At 56.2% G+C, this 17,486-nt stretch carries 14 protein-coding genes and 1 tRNA gene; 9 read left to right on the top strand and 6 right to left on the bottom strand.

Annotated elements, in window-relative coordinates:
- Positions 1–4 precede the first annotated feature (4 nt).
- From ACP3PW_RS04635 to ACP3PW_RS04615, 5 genes are all read left to right on the top strand, one after another.
- Positions 5–994, top strand: coding sequence for a permease (locus ACP3PW_RS04635; protein WP_426415498.1), 990 nt, complete (start codon positions 5–7; stop codon positions 992–994).
- Positions 995–1,010: 16 nt separating this feature from the next.
- On the top strand, positions 1,011–1,250 hold the full coding sequence (locus tag ACP3PW_RS04630) for a thioredoxin family protein (RefSeq protein WP_426415497.1): 240 nt from the start codon (positions 1,011–1,013) through the stop codon (positions 1,248–1,250).
- A gap of 27 nt (positions 1,251–1,277) precedes the next feature.
- Positions 1,278–2,285: an ArsJ-associated glyceraldehyde-3-phosphate dehydrogenase gene (locus tag ACP3PW_RS04625; protein ID WP_426415496.1), complete on the top strand. Its 1,008-nt coding sequence runs from the start codon at positions 1,278–1,280 to the stop codon at positions 2,283–2,285.
- A gap of 15 nt (positions 2,286–2,300) precedes the next feature.
- A complete protein-coding gene (gene arsJ / locus ACP3PW_RS04620; RefSeq protein WP_426415495.1) occupies positions 2,301–3,575 on the top strand; it encodes an organoarsenical effux MFS transporter ArsJ in 1,275 nt (424 codons plus the stop codon).
- Positions 3,576–3,871: 296 nt separating this feature from the next.
- Entirely contained in the window at positions 3,872–5,125 is a 1,254-nt protein-coding gene (locus tag ACP3PW_RS04615) for an HD domain-containing phosphohydrolase (protein WP_426415494.1), read from the top strand.
- Positions 5,126–5,146: 21 nt separating this feature from the next.
- Here ACP3PW_RS04615 and ACP3PW_RS04610 read toward each other — a convergent pair whose 3' ends face one another.
- Complete coding sequence (locus ACP3PW_RS04610; RefSeq protein WP_426415493.1) at positions 5,147–5,644, bottom strand: acyloxyacyl hydrolase; 498 nt, start codon at positions 5,642–5,644, stop codon at positions 5,147–5,149.
- 286 nt (positions 5,645–5,930) lie between these two features.
- Here ACP3PW_RS04610 and ACP3PW_RS04605 point away from each other — a divergent pair, with 286 nt between their 5' ends.
- Complete coding sequence (locus ACP3PW_RS04605) at positions 5,931–6,527, top strand: deoxycytidylate deaminase (RefSeq protein WP_426415492.1); 597 nt, start codon at positions 5,931–5,933, stop codon at positions 6,525–6,527.
- A 189-nt stretch (positions 6,528–6,716) separates the two neighbouring features.
- Here the strand turns inward: ACP3PW_RS04605 and ACP3PW_RS04600 are convergent, their stop codons facing one another.
- Both ACP3PW_RS04600 and ACP3PW_RS04595 read right to left on the bottom strand, forming a co-directional pair.
- Positions 6,717–8,906: a YgiQ family radical SAM protein gene (locus ACP3PW_RS04600; RefSeq protein ID WP_426415491.1), complete on the bottom strand. Its 2,190-nt coding sequence runs from the start codon at positions 8,904–8,906 to the stop codon at positions 6,717–6,719.
- A 137-nt stretch (positions 8,907–9,043) separates the two neighbouring features.
- Positions 9,044–10,540 carry an aldehyde dehydrogenase gene (locus tag ACP3PW_RS04595; RefSeq protein WP_426415490.1) on the bottom strand — a complete coding sequence of 499 codons (1,497 nt, stop codon included), beginning with the start codon at positions 10,538–10,540 and terminating at the stop codon, positions 9,044–9,046.
- A gap of 296 nt (positions 10,541–10,836) precedes the next feature.
- Here ACP3PW_RS04595 and ACP3PW_RS04590 point away from each other — a divergent pair, with 296 nt between their 5' ends.
- Positions 10,837–12,150: an aspartate aminotransferase family protein gene (locus ACP3PW_RS04590; RefSeq protein WP_426415489.1), complete on the top strand. Its 1,314-nt coding sequence runs from the start codon at positions 10,837–10,839 to the stop codon at positions 12,148–12,150.
- A 70-nt stretch (positions 12,151–12,220) separates the two neighbouring features.
- A complete protein-coding gene (locus tag ACP3PW_RS04585; protein ID WP_426415488.1) occupies positions 12,221–13,714 on the top strand; it encodes a CoA-acylating methylmalonate-semialdehyde dehydrogenase in 1,494 nt (497 codons plus the stop codon).
- A gap of 365 nt (positions 13,715–14,079) precedes the next feature.
- On the opposite strand, the gene ACP3PW_RS04580 is transcribed toward ACP3PW_RS04585, so the two are convergent.
- Together ACP3PW_RS04580 and ACP3PW_RS04575 are read right to left on the bottom strand one after the other, a co-directional pair.
- The gene (locus tag ACP3PW_RS04580) at positions 14,080–14,442 is read right to left on the bottom strand and encodes a TraR/DksA family transcriptional regulator (protein WP_426415487.1); all 363 of its coding nucleotides are present in this window, start codon (positions 14,440–14,442) and stop codon (positions 14,080–14,082) included.
- Between the two features lie 14 nt (positions 14,443–14,456).
- Positions 14,457–16,106, bottom strand: coding sequence for a methyl-accepting chemotaxis protein (locus ACP3PW_RS04575; RefSeq protein WP_426415486.1), 1,650 nt, complete (start codon positions 16,104–16,106; stop codon positions 14,457–14,459).
- Positions 16,107–16,292: 186 nt separating this feature from the next.
- Here ACP3PW_RS04575 and ACP3PW_RS04570 point away from each other — a divergent pair.
- Positions 16,293–16,366 (top strand) — tRNA-Gly (locus ACP3PW_RS04570).
- Between the two features lie 33 nt (positions 16,367–16,399).
- On the opposite strand, the gene ACP3PW_RS04565 is transcribed toward ACP3PW_RS04570, so the two are convergent.
- Positions 16,400–17,401 carry a LacI family DNA-binding transcriptional regulator gene (locus ACP3PW_RS04565; RefSeq protein ID WP_426415485.1) on the bottom strand — a complete coding sequence of 334 codons (1,002 nt, stop codon included), beginning with the start codon at positions 17,399–17,401 and terminating at the stop codon, positions 16,400–16,402.
- Between the last annotated feature and the right edge of the window lie 85 nt (positions 17,402–17,486).

The raw sequence follows: 17,486 nt of genomic DNA, 5'->3' as shown, positions 1-17,486 counted from the left end.
AACTATGTTGGCGTGGTTTACCTCTTTTGCCGACTGGCTGGTTTACGGCCAGTGGGGCTTTGATCCAACCGAGCGGTTGGGTACCGCACTGCATTTTTTCGTAGAAGACACCAGCAAGATTTTCGCGTTGCTGATGGTGATGATCTATCTGATCGCCCTGGTACGGGCATCATTACGCATCGAGCGGGTAAGGGATTATCTGGCGGGGAGAAGTCGTTTTGTCGGCTATGGATTGGGGTCCACCTTTGGTGCGATCACGCCGTTCTGCTCCTGTTCCAGCATTCCGTTGTTTCTTGGTTTTACCTCCGCGGGTATCCCCATCGGCACCACCATGGCCTTTCTGCTCACCTCGCCGCTGATCAACGAGGTAGCGATCGTTTTGCTGGGCAGCCTGCTGGGTTGGAAATTTACTATCGCCTACGTAGTGATCGGCATGACGGTCGGCGTTCTCGGCGGATTTTTTCTCGATAGCATTCGTGCGGAGCGGCTGCTGCAGCCCTTCGCCCGTAAGGCGTTCGAGCAGGCGTCCGCGCCGGTCCCGGCGGCTGCCGCCGCTGGGACCCTCACTCTGGCGGAGCGCCACAGTTTCGCCGTGGATGAGCTGAAAGATATTTTCAGCCGGGTCTGGAAGTGGGTCTTTATCGGTGTGGGGCTGGGCGCTGCACTGCATGGTTTCGTTCCCCAGGGCTGGATCGAGCAGCACCTCGGTGACGGCCAGTGGTGGACGGTGCCGGCGGCGGTCGTACTGGGCATCCCTCTCTACTCTAACGCCACCGGGGTGATCCCGGTGATGGAAAGCCTGATCACCCATGGCCTGCCGGTGGGAACCACCCTGGCGTTCTGCATGAGTACGGTGGCGGCGAGTTTCCCCGAATTTATCCTGCTCAAGCAGGTGATGCAGTGGCGGCTGCTGGCGATTCTGTTTGCACTGCTGCTGGTTTCTTTTACGCTGGTGGGCTGGATCTACAATCTGGCCACACCCTGGGTTGTTTAACGCAAGGAGCAACAGGATGAAAACGATCAAAGTGCTGGGTTCTGGCTGTGCAAAATGCAACAAAACCGCAGAGACCATTGAACGAATTTCCAAGGAGCTTAACGTTGAGGTGGGTGTCATCAAAGAGGCCGATCCACAGGTGATGATGGAGTATGGAGTGATGAGCACGCCGGCGGTCGTTGTGGATGGAAAGCTGGTTCACAGTGGTTCGATCCCGCACCGCAGCGACATCGAACAATGGCTGGCATCAGACTGACTAAGTAAACCTGCTAAGGAGTAATTCATGACTGTTCGTATTGGTATCAATGGTTTTGGCCGCATGGGACGCTTGGCGCTGCGTGCCGCCTGGGGCTGGCCGGAGTTTGAGTTCGTCAAGATCAACGACCCGGCGGCCGATGCCGAGTGTTTTGCCCACCTGCTCAACTTTGACTCGGTACACGGTCGCTGGCACCACGAAGCGGTAACCGCAGGTGAGGGCTTGAGTATTGACGGCAAGAGGATCCACTTCACCACCCATAAATCGATCGAAGAGGCGGACTGGTCCGACTGTGATCTGGTGATTGAAGCCAGCGGCAAGTTCAAAAACAGCGACGCACTCAAGGCCTATCTGGATCAAGGCGTCAAGCGCGTGGTGGTGACTGCTCCGGTGAAGGAGCCGGGAGTGCTGAATGTGGTGATGGGGGTTAACGACCACCTCTATGACCGCGATCAGCATCCGATCGTTACTGCTGCATCCTGTACTACCAACTGTTTGGCACCCATGGTCAAGGTGGTGCACGAGGCGATCGGCATCAAGCACGGCGCGTTTACCACCATCCACGACATTACCAACACCCAGAGTATTCTCGACCAGCCCCACAAGGATCTGCGCAGGGCCCGGGCGTGCGGTATGTCGCTGATCCCCACCACTACAGGCTCTGCCACCGCCATCATGGAGATCTACCCGGAGTTGCGCGGGCGCCTGGATGGCCATGCGGTGCGCGTGCCACTGGCCAACGCCTCGATTACCGATGCTCAATTCGAGCTGAGCCGCGAGACCAGCGCCGAGGAGATCAATACACTGTTCCGGCAAGCAGCAGATGGTGAGCTGAAGGGGATATTCGGTTACGAGGAGCGTCCGCTGGTGTCGATCGATTATCGCAGCGACAACCGCTCCGGCATACTCGACCCCGCCTTTACCCGGGTGGTGAACGGCACCCTGGTGAAGCTCTACGCCTGGTACGACAACGAGATGGGCTACGCCACCCGTACCGTCGAGCTGGCGAGAAAGCTGGTATTAGCCGGCGTTTAAGGAGTCGTACAGCGCATGGTCGATCACAACCAGGTAGTTGCCCCGGACCCGCAGGCGGTTCGCCAGTATATGCTGGTGACCGGCAACTACTGGGGCTTTACTCTCACCGATGGTGCCCTGCGCATGCTGGTGGTGCTGCACTTCCATCAGCTCGGTTACTCTCCACTGTCGATCGCCATGCTGTTCCTGTTCTACGAGATCTTTGGTGTCGTGACCAACCTGGTTGGAGGCTGGCTCGGCGCCCGCATCGGCTTGAACCGCACCATGAATATCGGCCTAGCGATGCAGGTGGTGGCTTTGCTGATGCTGACCGTACCGGCGAGTCTACTTTCCGTGCCCTATGTAATGGCGGCGCAGGCGTTGTCGGGGATCGCCAAGGATCTCAACAAGATGAGCGCCAAGAGCAGTATCAAACTGCTCGCCGGTAGCGGCCATCAAGGCTCCCTCTATAAATGGGTCGCACTGCTGACGGGCTCCAAGAACGCCCTCAAAGGGGCGGGATTTTTCCTTGGTGGCGCATTGCTTGCCTGGTTGGGGTTCCGCGACGCATTGCTGGCGATGGCGGCTGCGCTGGCGCTGGTGTTGGTCGGCTCCCTGCTGACCCTGAAGAAAGATCTGGGCAAGGCAAAACAGAAAACCAGATTCAGCGACATCTTCTCCAAGAGTCGGGCGGTTAATATCCTCTCGGCGGCGCGAATGTTCCTGTTCGGCGCCCGCGATGTGTGGTTTGTAGTGGCACTGCCGGTGTTCCTGAGCACCCAACTCAATTGGACCCACACCCAGGTGGGGGGCTTTCTGGCGCTGTGGGTCATCGGGTACGGGGCGGTGCAGGCGTTTGCGCCAAAAGTGACGGGTAGAACCCGCGATCAGGTACCCGATGGTCGCTCAGCTTTTGGTTGGGCAGCCGTGCTGGCTGCGATCCCCTTGATGATCGCCATGGGAATCGCTGACCCTTGGTCGGGGCTAGTTAAAACCCTCAGTCTGGAAGGCGTAATTATCGGCGGGTTACTACTGTTTGGAGCGCTATTTGCGATCAACTCCTCACTGCACAGCTTTCTCATCGTCTCCTACGCCAAGGAGGATGGGGTTTCGTTGGATGTGGGGTTCTATTACATGGCCAATGCCATGGGGCGCTTGGTTGGCACGGTGCTGTCGGGCTGGTTATTCCAAGAATACGGCTTAGCCGTTTGCCTGCTGGTTTCCTCACTGTTTCTAGGCGTCGCGGCGGTGATTTCGCTATGGCTACCCCGCCACAACGGCAAGCCTATGCCGGTGACCCCGAAGAGATAAGGTCCGCCGGGTGGGCATGGCCAAACTGTAGACTCATTGACCTGTCTGAGCATCGACGAATTTTGATTAGTCCGGTCATTGAGTATTCTGGTTCTCGTCAACAAACTATCAAAGAAGGTGACGGCTACTATTTTTACTAACTGTTGCCAGATTGGGGCTTTGGGAGAAAAACCGCCTCCCGGGGAAATGTGATGATACCTTACAGGCGTGGGATGGATAAAAAGTAGCCACTACGGTCGATTCCACGATGACTCTCTATTATCATCCCACCATCACGTCACTTAGGGATCGTTGATATGGAAGTTAATGATCAGGAGATACGAATAGATCTGCGCCATGCGCTACTGATGCTGGCCAGGGCGTTGGATTACGTCGGCATTGATGACATTAATCACGGCCACCGCGTGGGATATATGGCCTATGAGTGTGCGAAGCGGCTCGGCTGGCCAGAAGCCAAGCAGGAATTTACCTATTTCGCCGGTCTGATTCATGACTGCGGGGTCTCTTCCAGCAGAGAGCATTTGCGATTGCTAAGGTGTTTTGAGCCCGAAAGTAGCGAGGGGCATTGCATTCGTGGCTACGAAGCGCTGCACAAATGCTCCACTCTTGTAGGGTTTGCAGAGGTTATCCGCTATCACCACACCCCCTGGCTTCATCTACAGGAAGTGGAACTAGCGCCGGATATTCGGGACGTCACCGCCTTGGTGTTTCTCGCTGATCGTCTGGATTTTCTGCGCGCACGTTACCTCAATGGGCAACATCCGGACATCGTTACGATCTATGAATCGGTAATTGGAGAAAATGTACTCTCTAATGCGGGTGAGATTTTTCATCCTGAATACGCCAGGGTAATGGCAGAGTTAATCAACATCGATGGATTCTGGTACACCATGGAGGCCAACTCGATCGAACAGATTGGCTTAGGTTTTAACCCCAATAGCGGTTATGACCGTCAGCTCTCAACCCCTGAAGTGATCGAGCTGGCGCGCTTTCTCGCCAATATCGTCGATGCAAAAAGCCCCTTTACATTCCAGCACTCCGAAAAAGTGGCCTTGCTTTCCATGGCGCTGGCGCAGGAGGCCGGAGTCAGGGAGGAGTATTGGCAGCAGGTCTATATCGCGGGCCTCCTTCACGACGTTGGCAAGCTACGCACGGCGGATGAGATTCTGCATAAACAGGGGCGACTCGATAAGCGCGAATACTCCCAAATGAAACGCCATACGGTGGATACACGAGACACCCTCCAGAATTTTTTTCCAAACTCCAACATCGGCGTGTGGGCGGCCAACCACCATGAGCGACTTGATGGCTCCGGGTATCCTTTTCGCCTAAGTGGCGATCAGATCGATAGGGAATCGCGAATTATTGCGGTGGCTGACATATTTCAGGCATTAGCCCAGACACGGCCCTACAAGGGAAGGATGAGTGTAGATGAGATATTTTCTATTATTCAGCCGATGGTGGATGATGAGAAAATAGACGCTGAAATAGTCGGCCTGTTGCGCAAAAAGCCGGATTACTATTACAAAATCGTCACCGACGACCTATAGCTTTATTCACCTACAACGTTGTTAGAAAGGGGTAACCCAGCTCAGGGTGACCGTCTCTGCACCGGGGTTACTATCGCCCAGGCCGGCGTTGGAGATATGGCCAAACTCCCCACGAATAAGCTGCTTATTGGTTAACTGGTAGCTTAAGGAGAGGCGGGTGAAAAACTCCAGGTCATAACCGAGCTCATTATCTTCCGAGCCCTCATGGTAGTATCCCAGGCCGGTGGCAACCCCCCACCTCCAGTCGTCATCGATCTCAAACTCGCGATGGCCACCCATGCCCACGTAGTATCCGCTTTGCTCGATGGTGAATCCAAGCAGGGTGGGCCGGATATCCCAGGCAGCCTCGATGGGTTCGCCCTCAAGGGTGAGCGCGATCATGCCGGTCGTCCCTGACCCTAAGGGGTCAAATACACCGGCACCAACGGTGAGTCGATAATCGTCCTGGGTGAATCCGGGGGTAGAAAAGGGGGCAATAGCCAAGGCTGTTAAAAGCGGTACTACTTTTGCTAGTCTCATTAGCCTACAACGTCCATCTCGGTCTATTTGTTTTTATGCCCGATAGAGTAACCTACGGTTAAACTTAAAATAAAGGGGGGGGGGGAATTATTTGGTGGCAGTGGCGCAAGGTGCTGGGTACTCGGTGGCAGACTCTTGTTGCCGTCGTTTGATGGATTACCGATGGGCGAGTGCGAGCATGCTTCAATGATCCTGGTTGTATTCAGGCAGCGTTGAGTTAGGCTCGTGAAATGTCCAAACCAACTCGCTGCGTATATTATAGTGTCGTGACCTTGAGGAGAGTCGAGTGAGTCAGCCACCCAAAATTGATCAGGGACGTCCCAGTTTCGCCGATGTGTATATGGGGTTTGCTTACCAGATCGCCGAGCGTTCAACCTGTCATCGCCTCAATGTCGGTACGGTTATTACCAGTACCGATTATCGCAAGGTATTTGCGGTAGGGTATAACGGTAACGCGTCGGGGTTGCATAATCACTGCGATACCGACATTCCGGGTTCCTGCGGCTGCCTCCACTCGGAGGAAAATGGCGTAATCAACTGTGATGCACCGCGTCATTATGACAAGTTTGTGTTCGTGACCCACCTGCCCTGCCGAATGTGCGCCAAGCGGCTCATCAATTTGGGGGGCGTAAAGCGGGTGTACTACGCAGAGGATTATCGCGTGCGGGACTCGATTGAGTTATTTGCCGAGGTAGGGATCGCCGTAGAGCACCTGCCGCTGAAGCGTAACCCGGCAGAAGAGGCGCTTTATCGCCTTGCCGTCACTGCGTACCAGCACGAAGTGGTAGCAGGAGAGGGTAACCCGTTGGGCGAAGCGGGCGATGTAGACCCGGAGTGGATTGCTAAACGAGTCAGTGCCTGGCTTGGTGGTGAGTGTTGTTGATAAATTGGTGATAAACCTGTTGATAACGCCCGTATAGCCTGTGGATAACATGTGAAAAACGGGTGCGCAGAATCATGGGCTGGTTTTTCCACAGGCTAGACCCATCCGCTTAGGACAGGTGGACTTGCAACGGCGGGTAGTCCTGGCCAACCCCTGTTTTAGCACCTTTTCGTTATTGTTCGCGGCACGTTAACGCGGCTTGCGGGGCCCCTTTTTGCGCGCTTTGGAACCGCTTTTCGCCGGTGCGCCACGGGTTCCCTGGGGTGGCAAACCGGTATGCTGGGTGAGTGCCCGTTGAGTTCTGGGGGCCGTCCGCCGCTGAGCTGGCCTGCGTTCGCTGGCGGGCATATCGGCGGGTACCAGGTGGGTTTTCCCTCGCCCGATTAAGTGAGATTTTCCCATTTTCCGCAAGGCTTCGCGTAACATTGGCCAGTTATCGGGGTCGTGGTAGCGCAGTAGTGCTTTGTGCAGACGTCGCTGCTGTTTGTTACGTGCACTGTAAACCTTCTCGCTCTTATAACCGATTTTCTTCAGCGGATTGCGTTCGCTGTGATACATGGCGGTGGCGTAGGCCATGGGTGAGGGGTAGAAATTCTGTACCTGGTCAACCCGGAACTTGTTGGTTTTCAGCCACAGCGCAAGGTTGAGCATATCCTCATCGCTGCAGCCGGGGTGGGCCGCAATAAAATAGGGGATAAGGTACTGCTCTTTACCGACCTCTTTAGAGAAGTGATCAAACATCTCCTTAAAGCGATGATAGGTGCCCATACCCGGTTTCATCATTTTGGAGAGGGTCCCCTCTTCGGTGTGTTCCGGGGCAATCTTGAGGTAGCCACCAACGTGATGCTGCACTAGCTCTTTCACATATTCCGGGTCTTCCACGGCGAGGTCATAGCGTAGGCCGGAGCTGATTGCGATGCGTTTTACGCCGCGAATGGCCCTCGCCTTGCGGTAAAGCTGGGTGGTGGGGCTGTGGTCGGTGATCAGGTTTTTACAGATACCGGGGTAGACGCACGAGGGGCGTCGGCAGCTGTTGCGGATCTCGTCGCTCTTACAATTAAGCTGGTACATATTGGCGGTAGGGCCACCGAGATCGGAGATTGTGCCGGTAAAGCCGGGCACGTCGTCTCTGATTTTTTCGATCTCTCCAAGAATCGAAGCCTCGGATCGGCTCTGGATGATGCGCCCCTCGTGCTCGGTGATCGAGCAGAAGGTACAGCCGCCGAAGCAGCCGCGCATGATGTTGATGGAGAAGCGAATCATCTCATAGGCGGGTATTTTGGCCTTGCCGTAGGCCGGGTGCGGGACTCGGCGGTAGGGGAGGTCGAATACGCCGTCGAGCTCGTCCGTTTCTAGTGGAATTGGCGGCGGGTTGATCCACAGAAGCTGCTTGCCATGCTCCTGCACCAAGGGGCGGGCATTGCCCGGGTTGGTTTCTCGATGGAACACCCGGGAGGTATGGGCGTACAAAACCGGGTCATTGCGTACCTTCTCGAAAGAGGGGACACGGATATAGGAACTTTCGGGGTCGGTATTGTGGGCACCGGGGTCGATCAGTTGTACGACCTGAGCCTCTTCAGGGTTGCTGCTGCCTTCACAGTCTCCCTCGGGATTACTCTCGTTACCGTAATGGTAGGGGTGGGGATGCACCTCCACCCGCCCCGGCTGGTCGAGACGAGTGGAGTCGAGCTCCAACCAGCCCTGTGGAACGGATTTTCGCTTGAAGGCGGTACCACGAATATCGGTAATCTGATCGATGGTCTCTCCGCCGGCAATGCGGTGGGCGACCTCGGCGATGGCGCGCTCGGCATTGCCGTACAGGAGCAGATCGGCGGTAGAGTCGAACAATACTGAGCGCCTTACGCTATCGGACCAGTAGTCATAATGCGCCAATCGTCGCAGGCTGGCCTCGATGCCACCGATAACAATAGGAACCTGTTTGTACGCCTCTTTGCAGCGCTGGGAGTAGACAGTAACCGCGCGGTCGGGGCGTTTTCCGCCAATATCCCCGGGGGTATAGGCGTCATCATTGCGGATACGTCGATCGGCGGTGTAGCGGTTGATCATCGAATCCATATTGCCCGCCGTCACCCCGAAAAAGAGGTTGGGCTCACCAAGGGCCATAAAAGGGTCTTTCGAGCGCCAGTCCGGTTGGGCAATGATGCCGACACGGAAGCCCTGGGACTCCAGATAGCGGCCAATAACCGCCATACCGAAGCTGGGATGATCGACGTAGGCGTCCCCCGTGACGATGATAATGTCACAGCTGTCCCACCCCAGTTGATCCATTTCATCACGGGACATAGGTAGGAAGGGTGCGGTGCCATAGCACTCTGCCCAGTATTTACGATAGGAGAAGAGGTGGTTTGGGGCGGTCATGGGATCAGGTTCAAAAAGCGAGGGCGCAGAGTATACCATCGCCGGAGTTGGTTAAATACTCACCAACAGGAGGGATAATGAACCGGAGATTTGAAAGTTGTTCGAAGCCGGCCTGGGCCGGCTTCGAAGTGAGGCGCCTAGATAGCGATCCAGGTCGCTTTGAGCTCGGTGTACTTGTCGAAAGCGTGCAGTGACTTGTCGCGCCCGTTACCCGACTGTTTGAACCCGCCGAAGGGAGCGGTCATATCGCCACCATCATACTGGTTGACCCATACGGAACCGGCGCGCAAGGCTTTGGCCGTGCGGTGGGCCTTACCCAGATTACTGGTCCAAACCGCCGCTGCCAAGCCGTAGTCGGTATCGTTGGCGATCTGGATCGCCTGTTCAGGGGTGTCAAAGCCGATGCAAGAGAGGACCGGGCCAAAGATCTCTTCACGGGCGATCTTCATATCGTTATTGACGCCATTAAAGAGGGTCGGCGCGACGTAGAAACCGCCACTCTCCTTGTGCAGTTGCACTCCGCCGCCACAGACTTCGGCACCGGCTTCCTTACCGGCTTCAATAAAGCCGAGAACGGTATTGAGTTGGGTCTGGTCGACTACCGCGCCGATATTGGTATTGGGGTCGAGAGGATTACCCGGCTGCCAATGTTTCATCTGTTCGGCCACCATGGCGACAAATTCGCTGCGGATGCTCTCTTCAACAAGCAGCCGTGAACCGGCAGTGCATACTTCGCCCTGGTTAAAGCAGATCGCGTCGGCGGCAGCCCGGGCGGCCTCTTTCAGGTCCGGTGCGTCAGCAAACACAATGTTGGGGCTCTTGCCACCGGCCTCCAGCCAGACGCGTTTCATGTTGGATTCACCGGCATAGATCATCAGCTGTTTGGCCGTACGAGTGGAGCCGGTAAAGACCATGCAATCCACATCCATATGCAGCGCCAACGCTTTACCGACGGTATGGCCAAAACCAGGTACCACGTTGAGAACGCCCTTGGGGATACCGGCTTCAACGGCGATCTGGGCGATACGAATCGCGGTTAACGGTGATTTTTCGGAGGGCTTGAGGACGATACTGTTGCCGGTAGCCAGCGCAGGGCCCAGCTTCCAGCACGCCATTAACAGAGGGAAGTTCCAGGGCACGATTGCCGAAACCACCCCGATCGCCTCGCGGGTTACCATACCAATCTGGTCGTGCGCGGTGGGTGCGAGCTCGTCATAGACTTTATCGATCGCCTCACCATTCCAGCGGATACTGTTGGCCGCGGCGGGAATATCGATACTGAGAGAGTCGGAAATCGGCTTGCCCATATCGAGGGTTTCCAGCAGGGCCAGTTCCTGCTGATGCTCCATCATAAGGTCGGCAAAACGGATCAACACGCGCTTACGCTGGGCAGGTGCTTGCTGGGACCATACGCCGCTATTGAAGGTTTCACGGGCATTGGCGACGGCGATATCCGCATCGGCGCTATCGCAGGAAGCTACGTTGGCGAGCACGCGACCATCAATCGGGCTCACACAGTCGAAGGTTTCCCCGGAACGAGCATCGACGTACTCACCATTAATATAAGCGCGCCCCTCGATAGAGACGGTGGAGGCCATTTGCTGCCAGTGCGCCAGGGTTCTTTGTTCGTTCATGATGCTCTCCTAGGATTCGTTAGGCTGAACCCGGTGCGTTGTTGCAATGCCAGGGTTGGTTCAAGTGTAAAATATAATAGTGCAAAACGGCGTCGGTGCCGGAATGGGGAAAACGATACCACCGATGGCCGCTATTTCAAAATATTTAACAGTAGAGGGCAATAAACCCTATAAAAAATGGTTTATAGGCTTCACTGTTTGTTTTATTTGACATATTATTGGGCAAAATCCCCTGCGGTCACTACTTAGCCAGCGCCGTGCAAGGGACCGAAAACATCGACAGGAAGATGCTAATAATGAACGATAAAACCAACAGTCTCGACGCCTTCTGGATGCCATTTACCGCGAATCGCCAGTTTAAGGCATCTCCTCGCATTCTTACCGAAGCCAAAGGCATGTATTACAAGACCGACGATGGCCGTGAAATTCTCGACGGTACAGCGGGGCTGTGGTGTTGCAATGCGGGCCACAGCCGGGAGCAGATTACTGAGGCGGTATCTGCCCAAATTGCCAAGCTCGACTATGCCCCTCCCTTCCAGATGGGTCACCCAATGCCCTTTGAGCTGGCCGAGCGGCTGGTACAGCACAGCCCCGAGGGGCTGGATCACGTGTTCTTTACCAACTCGGGTTCCGAATCGGTAGATACCGCCTTGAAAATCGCTATCGCCTACCACCGTCTCCGTGGGCAGGGTACACGCCAGCGTCTGGTAGGTCGTGAGAAGGGATACCATGGTGTGGGTTTTGGCGGCATCTCCGTGGGCGGGCTGGTAAATAACCGTAAATTTTTCGGCTCTCTGCTTAATGGGGTTGATCATCTACCCCATACCCTGAATATCAAGGCCAACGCCTTCACCAAGGGGTTGCCCGAAAACGGAGCCGAGCTTGCTGACGAGCTTGAAAATATTGTTGCCCTGCATGACGCCTCGACCATTGCGGCGGTCATTGTAGAGCCCTTTGCGGGTTCAGCAGGGGTTATCATGCCACCGCAGGGTTACCTGCAACGCCTTCGTGATATTTGCACCAAGCACGGAATCTTGTTGATTTTTGATGAAGTTATTACCGGTTACGGTCGTATCGGAGATGCATTTGCCGCAAACCGGTTTGGCGTGAAGCCCGATATGATTACGACCGCCAAGGGGCTGACCAACGGCGCTATCCCAATGGGGGCGGTGTTTGTCAGTGATGATATCTACAACACCTTTATGGATGGCCCGGAGGGGATTGAGCTGTTCCACGGCTACACCTACTCCGGTCACCCGGTAGCCGCCGCCGCAGGCCTGGCGACGCTGGATATCTATGAGCAAGACGGGTTGTTTGCCCGTGGGCTGGAGCTCGAGTCCTACTGGCAAGAGACGATGCATAGCCTTCAGGGTGCCCCCAATATCATTGATATTCGTAGTCTGGGGCTGGTCGCTGGCATTGAGTTTGCCCCCTCTGCTGATGGTGCGGGTAAGCGCGGTTACGAAGTGTTCCTGCGCTGCTTTGAGAAGGGTGTACTGGTGCGGGCGACCGGTGACATCATAGCGGTGTCACCACCGTTGATTATCGAGAAGGCCCAGATCGACCGCATCGCAGAGGCAATCAGCGAGGCGGCACGTTCCGTCAGCTAAGCACGCTCTTTTCTTTGTTTTACCCCTGCGTCTTCGGGCGCAGGGCCCCTCCACGTTATAGGTGATCCCGATGACCACAGTTTTCAGTAACTACGTTGGTGGCCAAGCTACCGCTGCGGGCGACCGCACCCAGCCCGTATACAATCCAGCAACGGGAGAGCAAACCGGCACCGTTGCGCTGTCTAGTGTGGCTGAAACCGAAGCTGCGATCGCTAACGCCAAAGCGGCATTTCCTGCCTGGGCGGCCAAAACACCCCTGACCCGTTCCCGGGTGATGTTTAAATTCAAGCAGCTGGTTGAGCAAAATATTGATCATCTGGCAGAGCTGATTACCCGGGAGCACGGAAAGGTCCATAGTGATGCTAAGGGCGAAGTGATTCGTGGCCTTGAGGTGGTGGAGTTTGCCTGTGGTATTCCCCACCTGCTCAAAGGTGAACACTCGGAGTCGGTGGGTACCTCGGTAGATGCCTGGTCACTGAACCAACCCCTGGGCGTGGTAGCGGGTATTACCCCCTTTAACTTCCCCTCTATGGTGCCGATGTGGATGTATCCGGTGGCTATCGCCTGCGGTAACACCTTTGTGCTGAAACCATCCGAGAAAGACCCCAGTGCACCCCTCTTTATGGCGGAGCTACTGAAACAGGCGGGCCTGCCCGATGGCGTTTTCAACGTGGTCAATGGTGATAAGGAAGCGGTGGATGTATTGCTGACCCATAAGGATATTGAAGCGGTCAGTTTTGTGGGTTCCACCCCCATTGCCGAGTATATCTACGCCACCGCCAGCGCCCACGGCAAGCGGGTGCAGGCCCTGGGTGGGGCCAAGAACCACATGGTGGTGATGCCCGATGCAGATCTGGATCAGGCGGTAAATGCTTTGATGGGAGCCGCCTATGGATCGGCGGGTGAGCGTTGTATGGCGATCTCTGTCGCCGTTGCGGTAGGTGATGTGGGGGATGCTCTGGTCGAAAAACTGACGCCCCTGGTGCGCGAGTTGAAGGTTGGCAACGGTATGAACCCCGACATGGAGATGGGTCCCCTGGTGAGCCGTGAGCACCTGGCCAAGGTGCGGGGCTACGTTGACAGTGGCGTCGAGCAGGGTGCCAAGTTGCTCGTCGATGGCCGGGATCTGCGGGTTCAGGGTGGGGAAGAGGGCTATTTTATCGGTGGCTGTCTGTTCGATCAGGTGACGACCGATATGACCATCTACCAGGAGGAGATTTTCGGGCCGGTGCTGGTTGTTGTACGCGTCCCGGATTATGACACCGCGGTACGCATGATCAACGATCATGAGTACGGTAACGGTACCGCAATCTTTACCCGCGATGGTGACGCGGCGCGCCAGTTCACCCACGAAATCCAGGTTGGCATGGTGGGCGTCAATGTCCCCATCCCTGTGCCCATGGCTTTCCACAGTTTTGGTGGTTGGAAGCGCTCGCTGTTCGGTCCCTTGCATATGCACGGCACCGACGGCGTGCGTTTCTATACGCGCAAGAAAGCGGTGACCTCACGCTGGCCCACAGGTATTCGCAGTGGCGCCGAGTTTGTGATGCCCACCATGAAGTAGTAGGTACACCTGTTGTGTCGGTTTTCGGCTCGGGCCACCCCCAAGGTGGCCCTTTTTTATGCCCAGGGACGGGCGGCCGATAGCTGCTCCTGCGCAATCGGCACTCCTGACGTCCCTGTCAGTCGTCGCGGGAGTCATGGACGGGCCGGTCAGTGCTCCTGCTGGGCCGGCACTCCCCACGTCCTTGTGGGTCGCGGGAGCGATCAAAGGGACGGGCGGCCGATAGCTGCTCCTGCCTGACCTGAAAAAAGTCGGCACTCCTGACGTCCCTGTCAGTCGTCGCGGGAGTCATGGACGGGCCGGTCAGTGCTCCTGCCGGACCGGCACTTCCTATGTACTTGTGGTTTGCGGCAGGAGAGGGTCTACTACTGTTCGCTCATGCTCTGGCAGGCCATGCACCAGGGGGCTTCGGGTCGAACCCGAAGCCGAGCGTAACCAATGGGCTCCTCGCACTGTTCGCAGTAACCGAAGTCATCACTCTCTATTCTTGCCAGCGCCCGAGTTACCTGTCGCAGTTGCTCTTCGGCCTGCTGTACCGTCGCTTTCGCCATACTCTGTTGTAGCAGGGCATCCTGCCGGGATACGCGGCCAAAGGCCTGCTGGTCGAGCTCTACGATGGCGCTGCTGTCCAGGCCCTGGTGCAACTGTTGGGTCAACTCGTCGCGTTGGCTCAACAGGCTTTGCCTGAGCTCATGTTGTTGCTCGGTGGTGAGATCCAGAATCGTCACAGGGAGCCGCGCATCTAGTCTTCCGCCGCCCGATAGCCGACACGGAAGCAGCCCCAATGGCGACCCCGGAGCATGATAGGAACCGACAGGTCGTGCATCACCTCTCCGGTGTCCCGCTTGTAAGTTTGGAGCAGGCATGGGGTGGTGTTTTTAGCGCAGCGCTGTCCAGTGCGATCACCAAAAATTCGTTTGGTGCGACTGTTCAGCAGGTCCTTTTCGTAGTCGCCGGTCATGGGCTGGGCGTAGCGCCGGTTGTGGGTACCAAAATACCCTTTATCGTCGGTGGCTCCGGCGTAGGCAAGTTCGCTCATGCGTTCGAGTATCGGCTCCTGTATCGGAGGCAGTACCCGGTCGGTGTACTCATCGAAGCGGGTTGTGAACTTTTGTGGGTTGGTGTTGGCGACCGGCTGGTAGTTGCGATCGAACAGATCATCGAGGCTAATGACACCGCGATCAATATCCTCTTCAAACAGCGCCGCGATGGAGCTGGCGGCGTTTTCGGCTTCGCGCCGTACCTGGCTGTGCAATGATTCCACCCCCAGTTCCATCAGGCTGGAGTGAATCTCCTCTGCAACATCCGACACCTGAAGGGCCCGGCTGGATACGTGCTCGGCACTTTGCTCTGTATCATGCAAGTGAGTTTGAACCGAGTGGATCGCCGAGCCAATACCGTCAACCTCTCCCTTATTAGCAGCGGCACCGTCGGAGATGGAGGTGGCCTGCTCTTGCATGCTCCCCACCAGCGAATGAATGCTGTTGAGCTGATCCGCTACGGCCTGGTTTTTATGTTCAGATTGGGATATCGCCTCGGCCAGGGATCCCATGGTTTCAACCGCACGGTGGATATCGCTACTGATGCCGCCGATCATGACGCCAATCTCGTCGGTGGCCTCGGTGGTTTTCTGCGCAAGATTGCGCACCTCATCGGCCACCACGGCAAAACCTCGCCCCTGCTCCCCGGCACGGGCCGCTTCAATGGCAGCGTTCAGGGCAAGCAGGTTGGTCTGCTCTGCGATTCCGCTGATGACACTGGTGATCTGCTGAATCTGGTTGGATTTGGTCTCAAGACTGGCGACAAAGCCCGCGGTTTCCTCCGCCTTGGCGCTGGTTTCCCGCATCTGCTGCATCGCTGTCTCTATCGCTAGCTGGCCAGCTTCGCTGGCACCCAGAGTTTCCTGACCCAGGTGAGCGGCTTCGTCGGCAGATAGATTTACCTGATTGGCGTTGGCCTGAATGCGACTCGCGGCCTCGCCGATATCTTCAATATCACTCACCTCGGCATGAACTTTAGAGGTGATGCTATCGGACAGGTGGGACACCTCGGCCGCGGCAATAGCGATCTGGCTACTGCGAGTTTCAAGCGACTGCAAACGGCTGGTAAGCGCCTCGAGCGCCATGAGCACCTGCTGTTCCTCGCGCTGGACCGGGAGGGGAGGGCTCTCACCCTTTAACACCCTGAGCGCGTAATCCATAATTTTCTCGGAGGGGGCAATAATCACACGCTTGGCTATCCAAAGGGTCACCAGGGCGGCGCTGAGTGCAGCAAGAAGAAACGCGAGGGCAGGCGGTAACAGTAAATTGGCGGATAGCCCGACGAAGAGCCCTGCAAATAATCCTGCGGTCGCTGGGATGAGGTGGGTGGTTGGAAAGGAGGTGGTCGTCACGGAGGGCCTCTGTCGGGAGCTAATGAAATAGCGCCTGTTTTTTTTATTGCTATTTATGCGTTATCGGCGCGGTATCAATAATGTTTAGTAGTAACTATAGACCTTAGGTTGCCGCACGGGCGCGACAGGAGGGAGCTTGCGCAACGCCCGGCCTCTAGTGTTTAATTGCCAACGACCTCCTCTCAAGCGGGTGTAGTTCAATGGTAGAACTCCAGCTTCCCAAGCTGACTACGGGGGTTCGATTCCCCTCACCCGCTCCATTTCCCCCTAATCGTCTCAAACGACATCCCCTGTTAGCAGGGGTGAACGCTACCTCGCAAGATAAGCTGCGAGTCGTAGAGGTAGTCTTCGCGCAAAAAGGGCCCTTCGCTGCGAGCCCTGTCGATCAGGGTCGTGCACAGGTCGGTAGCGATTTGACGAATCGGTAGATCTATTGCGGTCAGCCCTGTGTTTCCCCACCATCGAAAGGCGTTGCAATCACTGTATCCAATCAGGGATATTTTTTGCTGGTCGGCGTTGCGCCACGCTGATACCGAGCTCAGCATGCCCTCACTTAACCCGGCACCGGCGGCGATGATCGCCGTCGGTGGATTGTTTAGGTTGGCCAGGCGGTGGGTGGATTGCTGGCCGAAAAAAGCCCTGGGAGGCCCCTTCATAACGAGCTCGGGGGCGAGCTCAATTCCGGCTTCATGGAGAGCGGTACTGTAGCCGTGCAAACGGTCACGGCCCGATACCAACTCGGACGTTCCACAAATAAAACCAATTCGCTGGTGGCCAAGCTCCAACAGCGCTCGTGTTGCATTTTGCAGTGCCATCACATCGTTGATGCCATACCAGTCGGTGTTGATTTCGCTGTTGCGGCGGATGAGTTGAGCCGCATTTCGGGCAGACAGTAATGAGATGCTTTGCTGGCTCAGGGTGGCGGTTGGAACAATAGCGATCCCTGCGCAACGCGCCGCAACTAACTGGTGGATGTGGCGCTCCTCGATCGCGCTATTGTCATCGCTCACCGCCAGGGTGAGCTGAAAGCCGTGGCTGTTGCAGACATCTGAGAAGGCTTTGGCGATCCGGGCGTAAAAACTGTTTTCAATGTCGGGGATCAGCAGGCCAATCAGCGGACTGAATTTATTGCGCATGGTTTTCGCAGCGCTGTCTGCTACGTAACCCATCTCGGCCGCAGCCTCACGAACCAAGCGTTTGGTTTTGGCGCTGATGCGTGGGTTATCGGCCAGCGCGCGGGTGATGGTTGATGGAGAAACTCCCAGCTTCGTCGCGAGATCTTTAATAGTAACCATGGAGCCTCAAAAGAAGGATGCAAACGATTGCACATAATGTTACTCAACTATTGAAAATGCACAAATAATTTAATATAAGTGTTTG

The sequence above is a fragment of the Aestuariirhabdus sp. LZHN29 genome, assembly GCF_049985285.1.
Taxonomy (GTDB): Bacteria; Pseudomonadota; Gammaproteobacteria; order Pseudomonadales; family Aestuariirhabdaceae; genus Aestuariirhabdus.
This window is presented reverse-complemented; position numbering and strand designations above follow the sequence as displayed.

Bases quoted from the DNA above. Each gene is read 5' to 3' on its own strand.
- ACP3PW_RS04565 (WP_426415485.1), bottom strand. From the start codon at position 17,401: ATGGTTACTATTAAAGATCTCGCGACGAAGCTGGGAGTTTCTCCATCA.
- ACP3PW_RS04625 (WP_426415496.1), top strand. From the start codon at position 1,278: ATGACTGTTCGTATTGGTATCAATGGTTTTGGCCGCATGGGACGCTTG.
- ACP3PW_RS04600 (WP_426415491.1), bottom strand. From the start codon at position 8,906: ATGACCGCCCCAAACCACCTCTTCTCCTATCGTAAATACTGGGCAGAG.
- ACP3PW_RS04615 (WP_426415494.1), top strand. From the start codon at position 3,872: ATGGAAGTTAATGATCAGGAGATACGAATAGATCTGCGCCATGCGCTA.
- ACP3PW_RS04595 (WP_426415490.1), bottom strand. From the start codon at position 10,540: ATGAACGAACAAAGAACCCTGGCGCACTGGCAGCAAATGGCCTCCACC.
- ACP3PW_RS04635 (WP_426415498.1), top strand. From the start codon at position 5: ATGTTGGCGTGGTTTACCTCTTTTGCCGACTGGCTGGTTTACGGCCAG.
- ACP3PW_RS04590 (WP_426415489.1), top strand. From the start codon at position 10,837: ATGAACGATAAAACCAACAGTCTCGACGCCTTCTGGATGCCATTTACC.
- ACP3PW_RS04585 (WP_426415488.1), top strand. From the start codon at position 12,221: ATGACCACAGTTTTCAGTAACTACGTTGGTGGCCAAGCTACCGCTGCG.
- ACP3PW_RS04630 (WP_426415497.1), top strand. From the start codon at position 1,011: ATGAAAACGATCAAAGTGCTGGGTTCTGGCTGTGCAAAATGCAACAAA.
- arsJ (WP_426415495.1), top strand. From the start codon at position 2,301: ATGGTCGATCACAACCAGGTAGTTGCCCCGGACCCGCAGGCGGTTCGC.
- ACP3PW_RS04610 (WP_426415493.1), bottom strand. From the start codon at position 5,644: ATGAGACTAGCAAAAGTAGTACCGCTTTTAACAGCCTTGGCTATTGCC.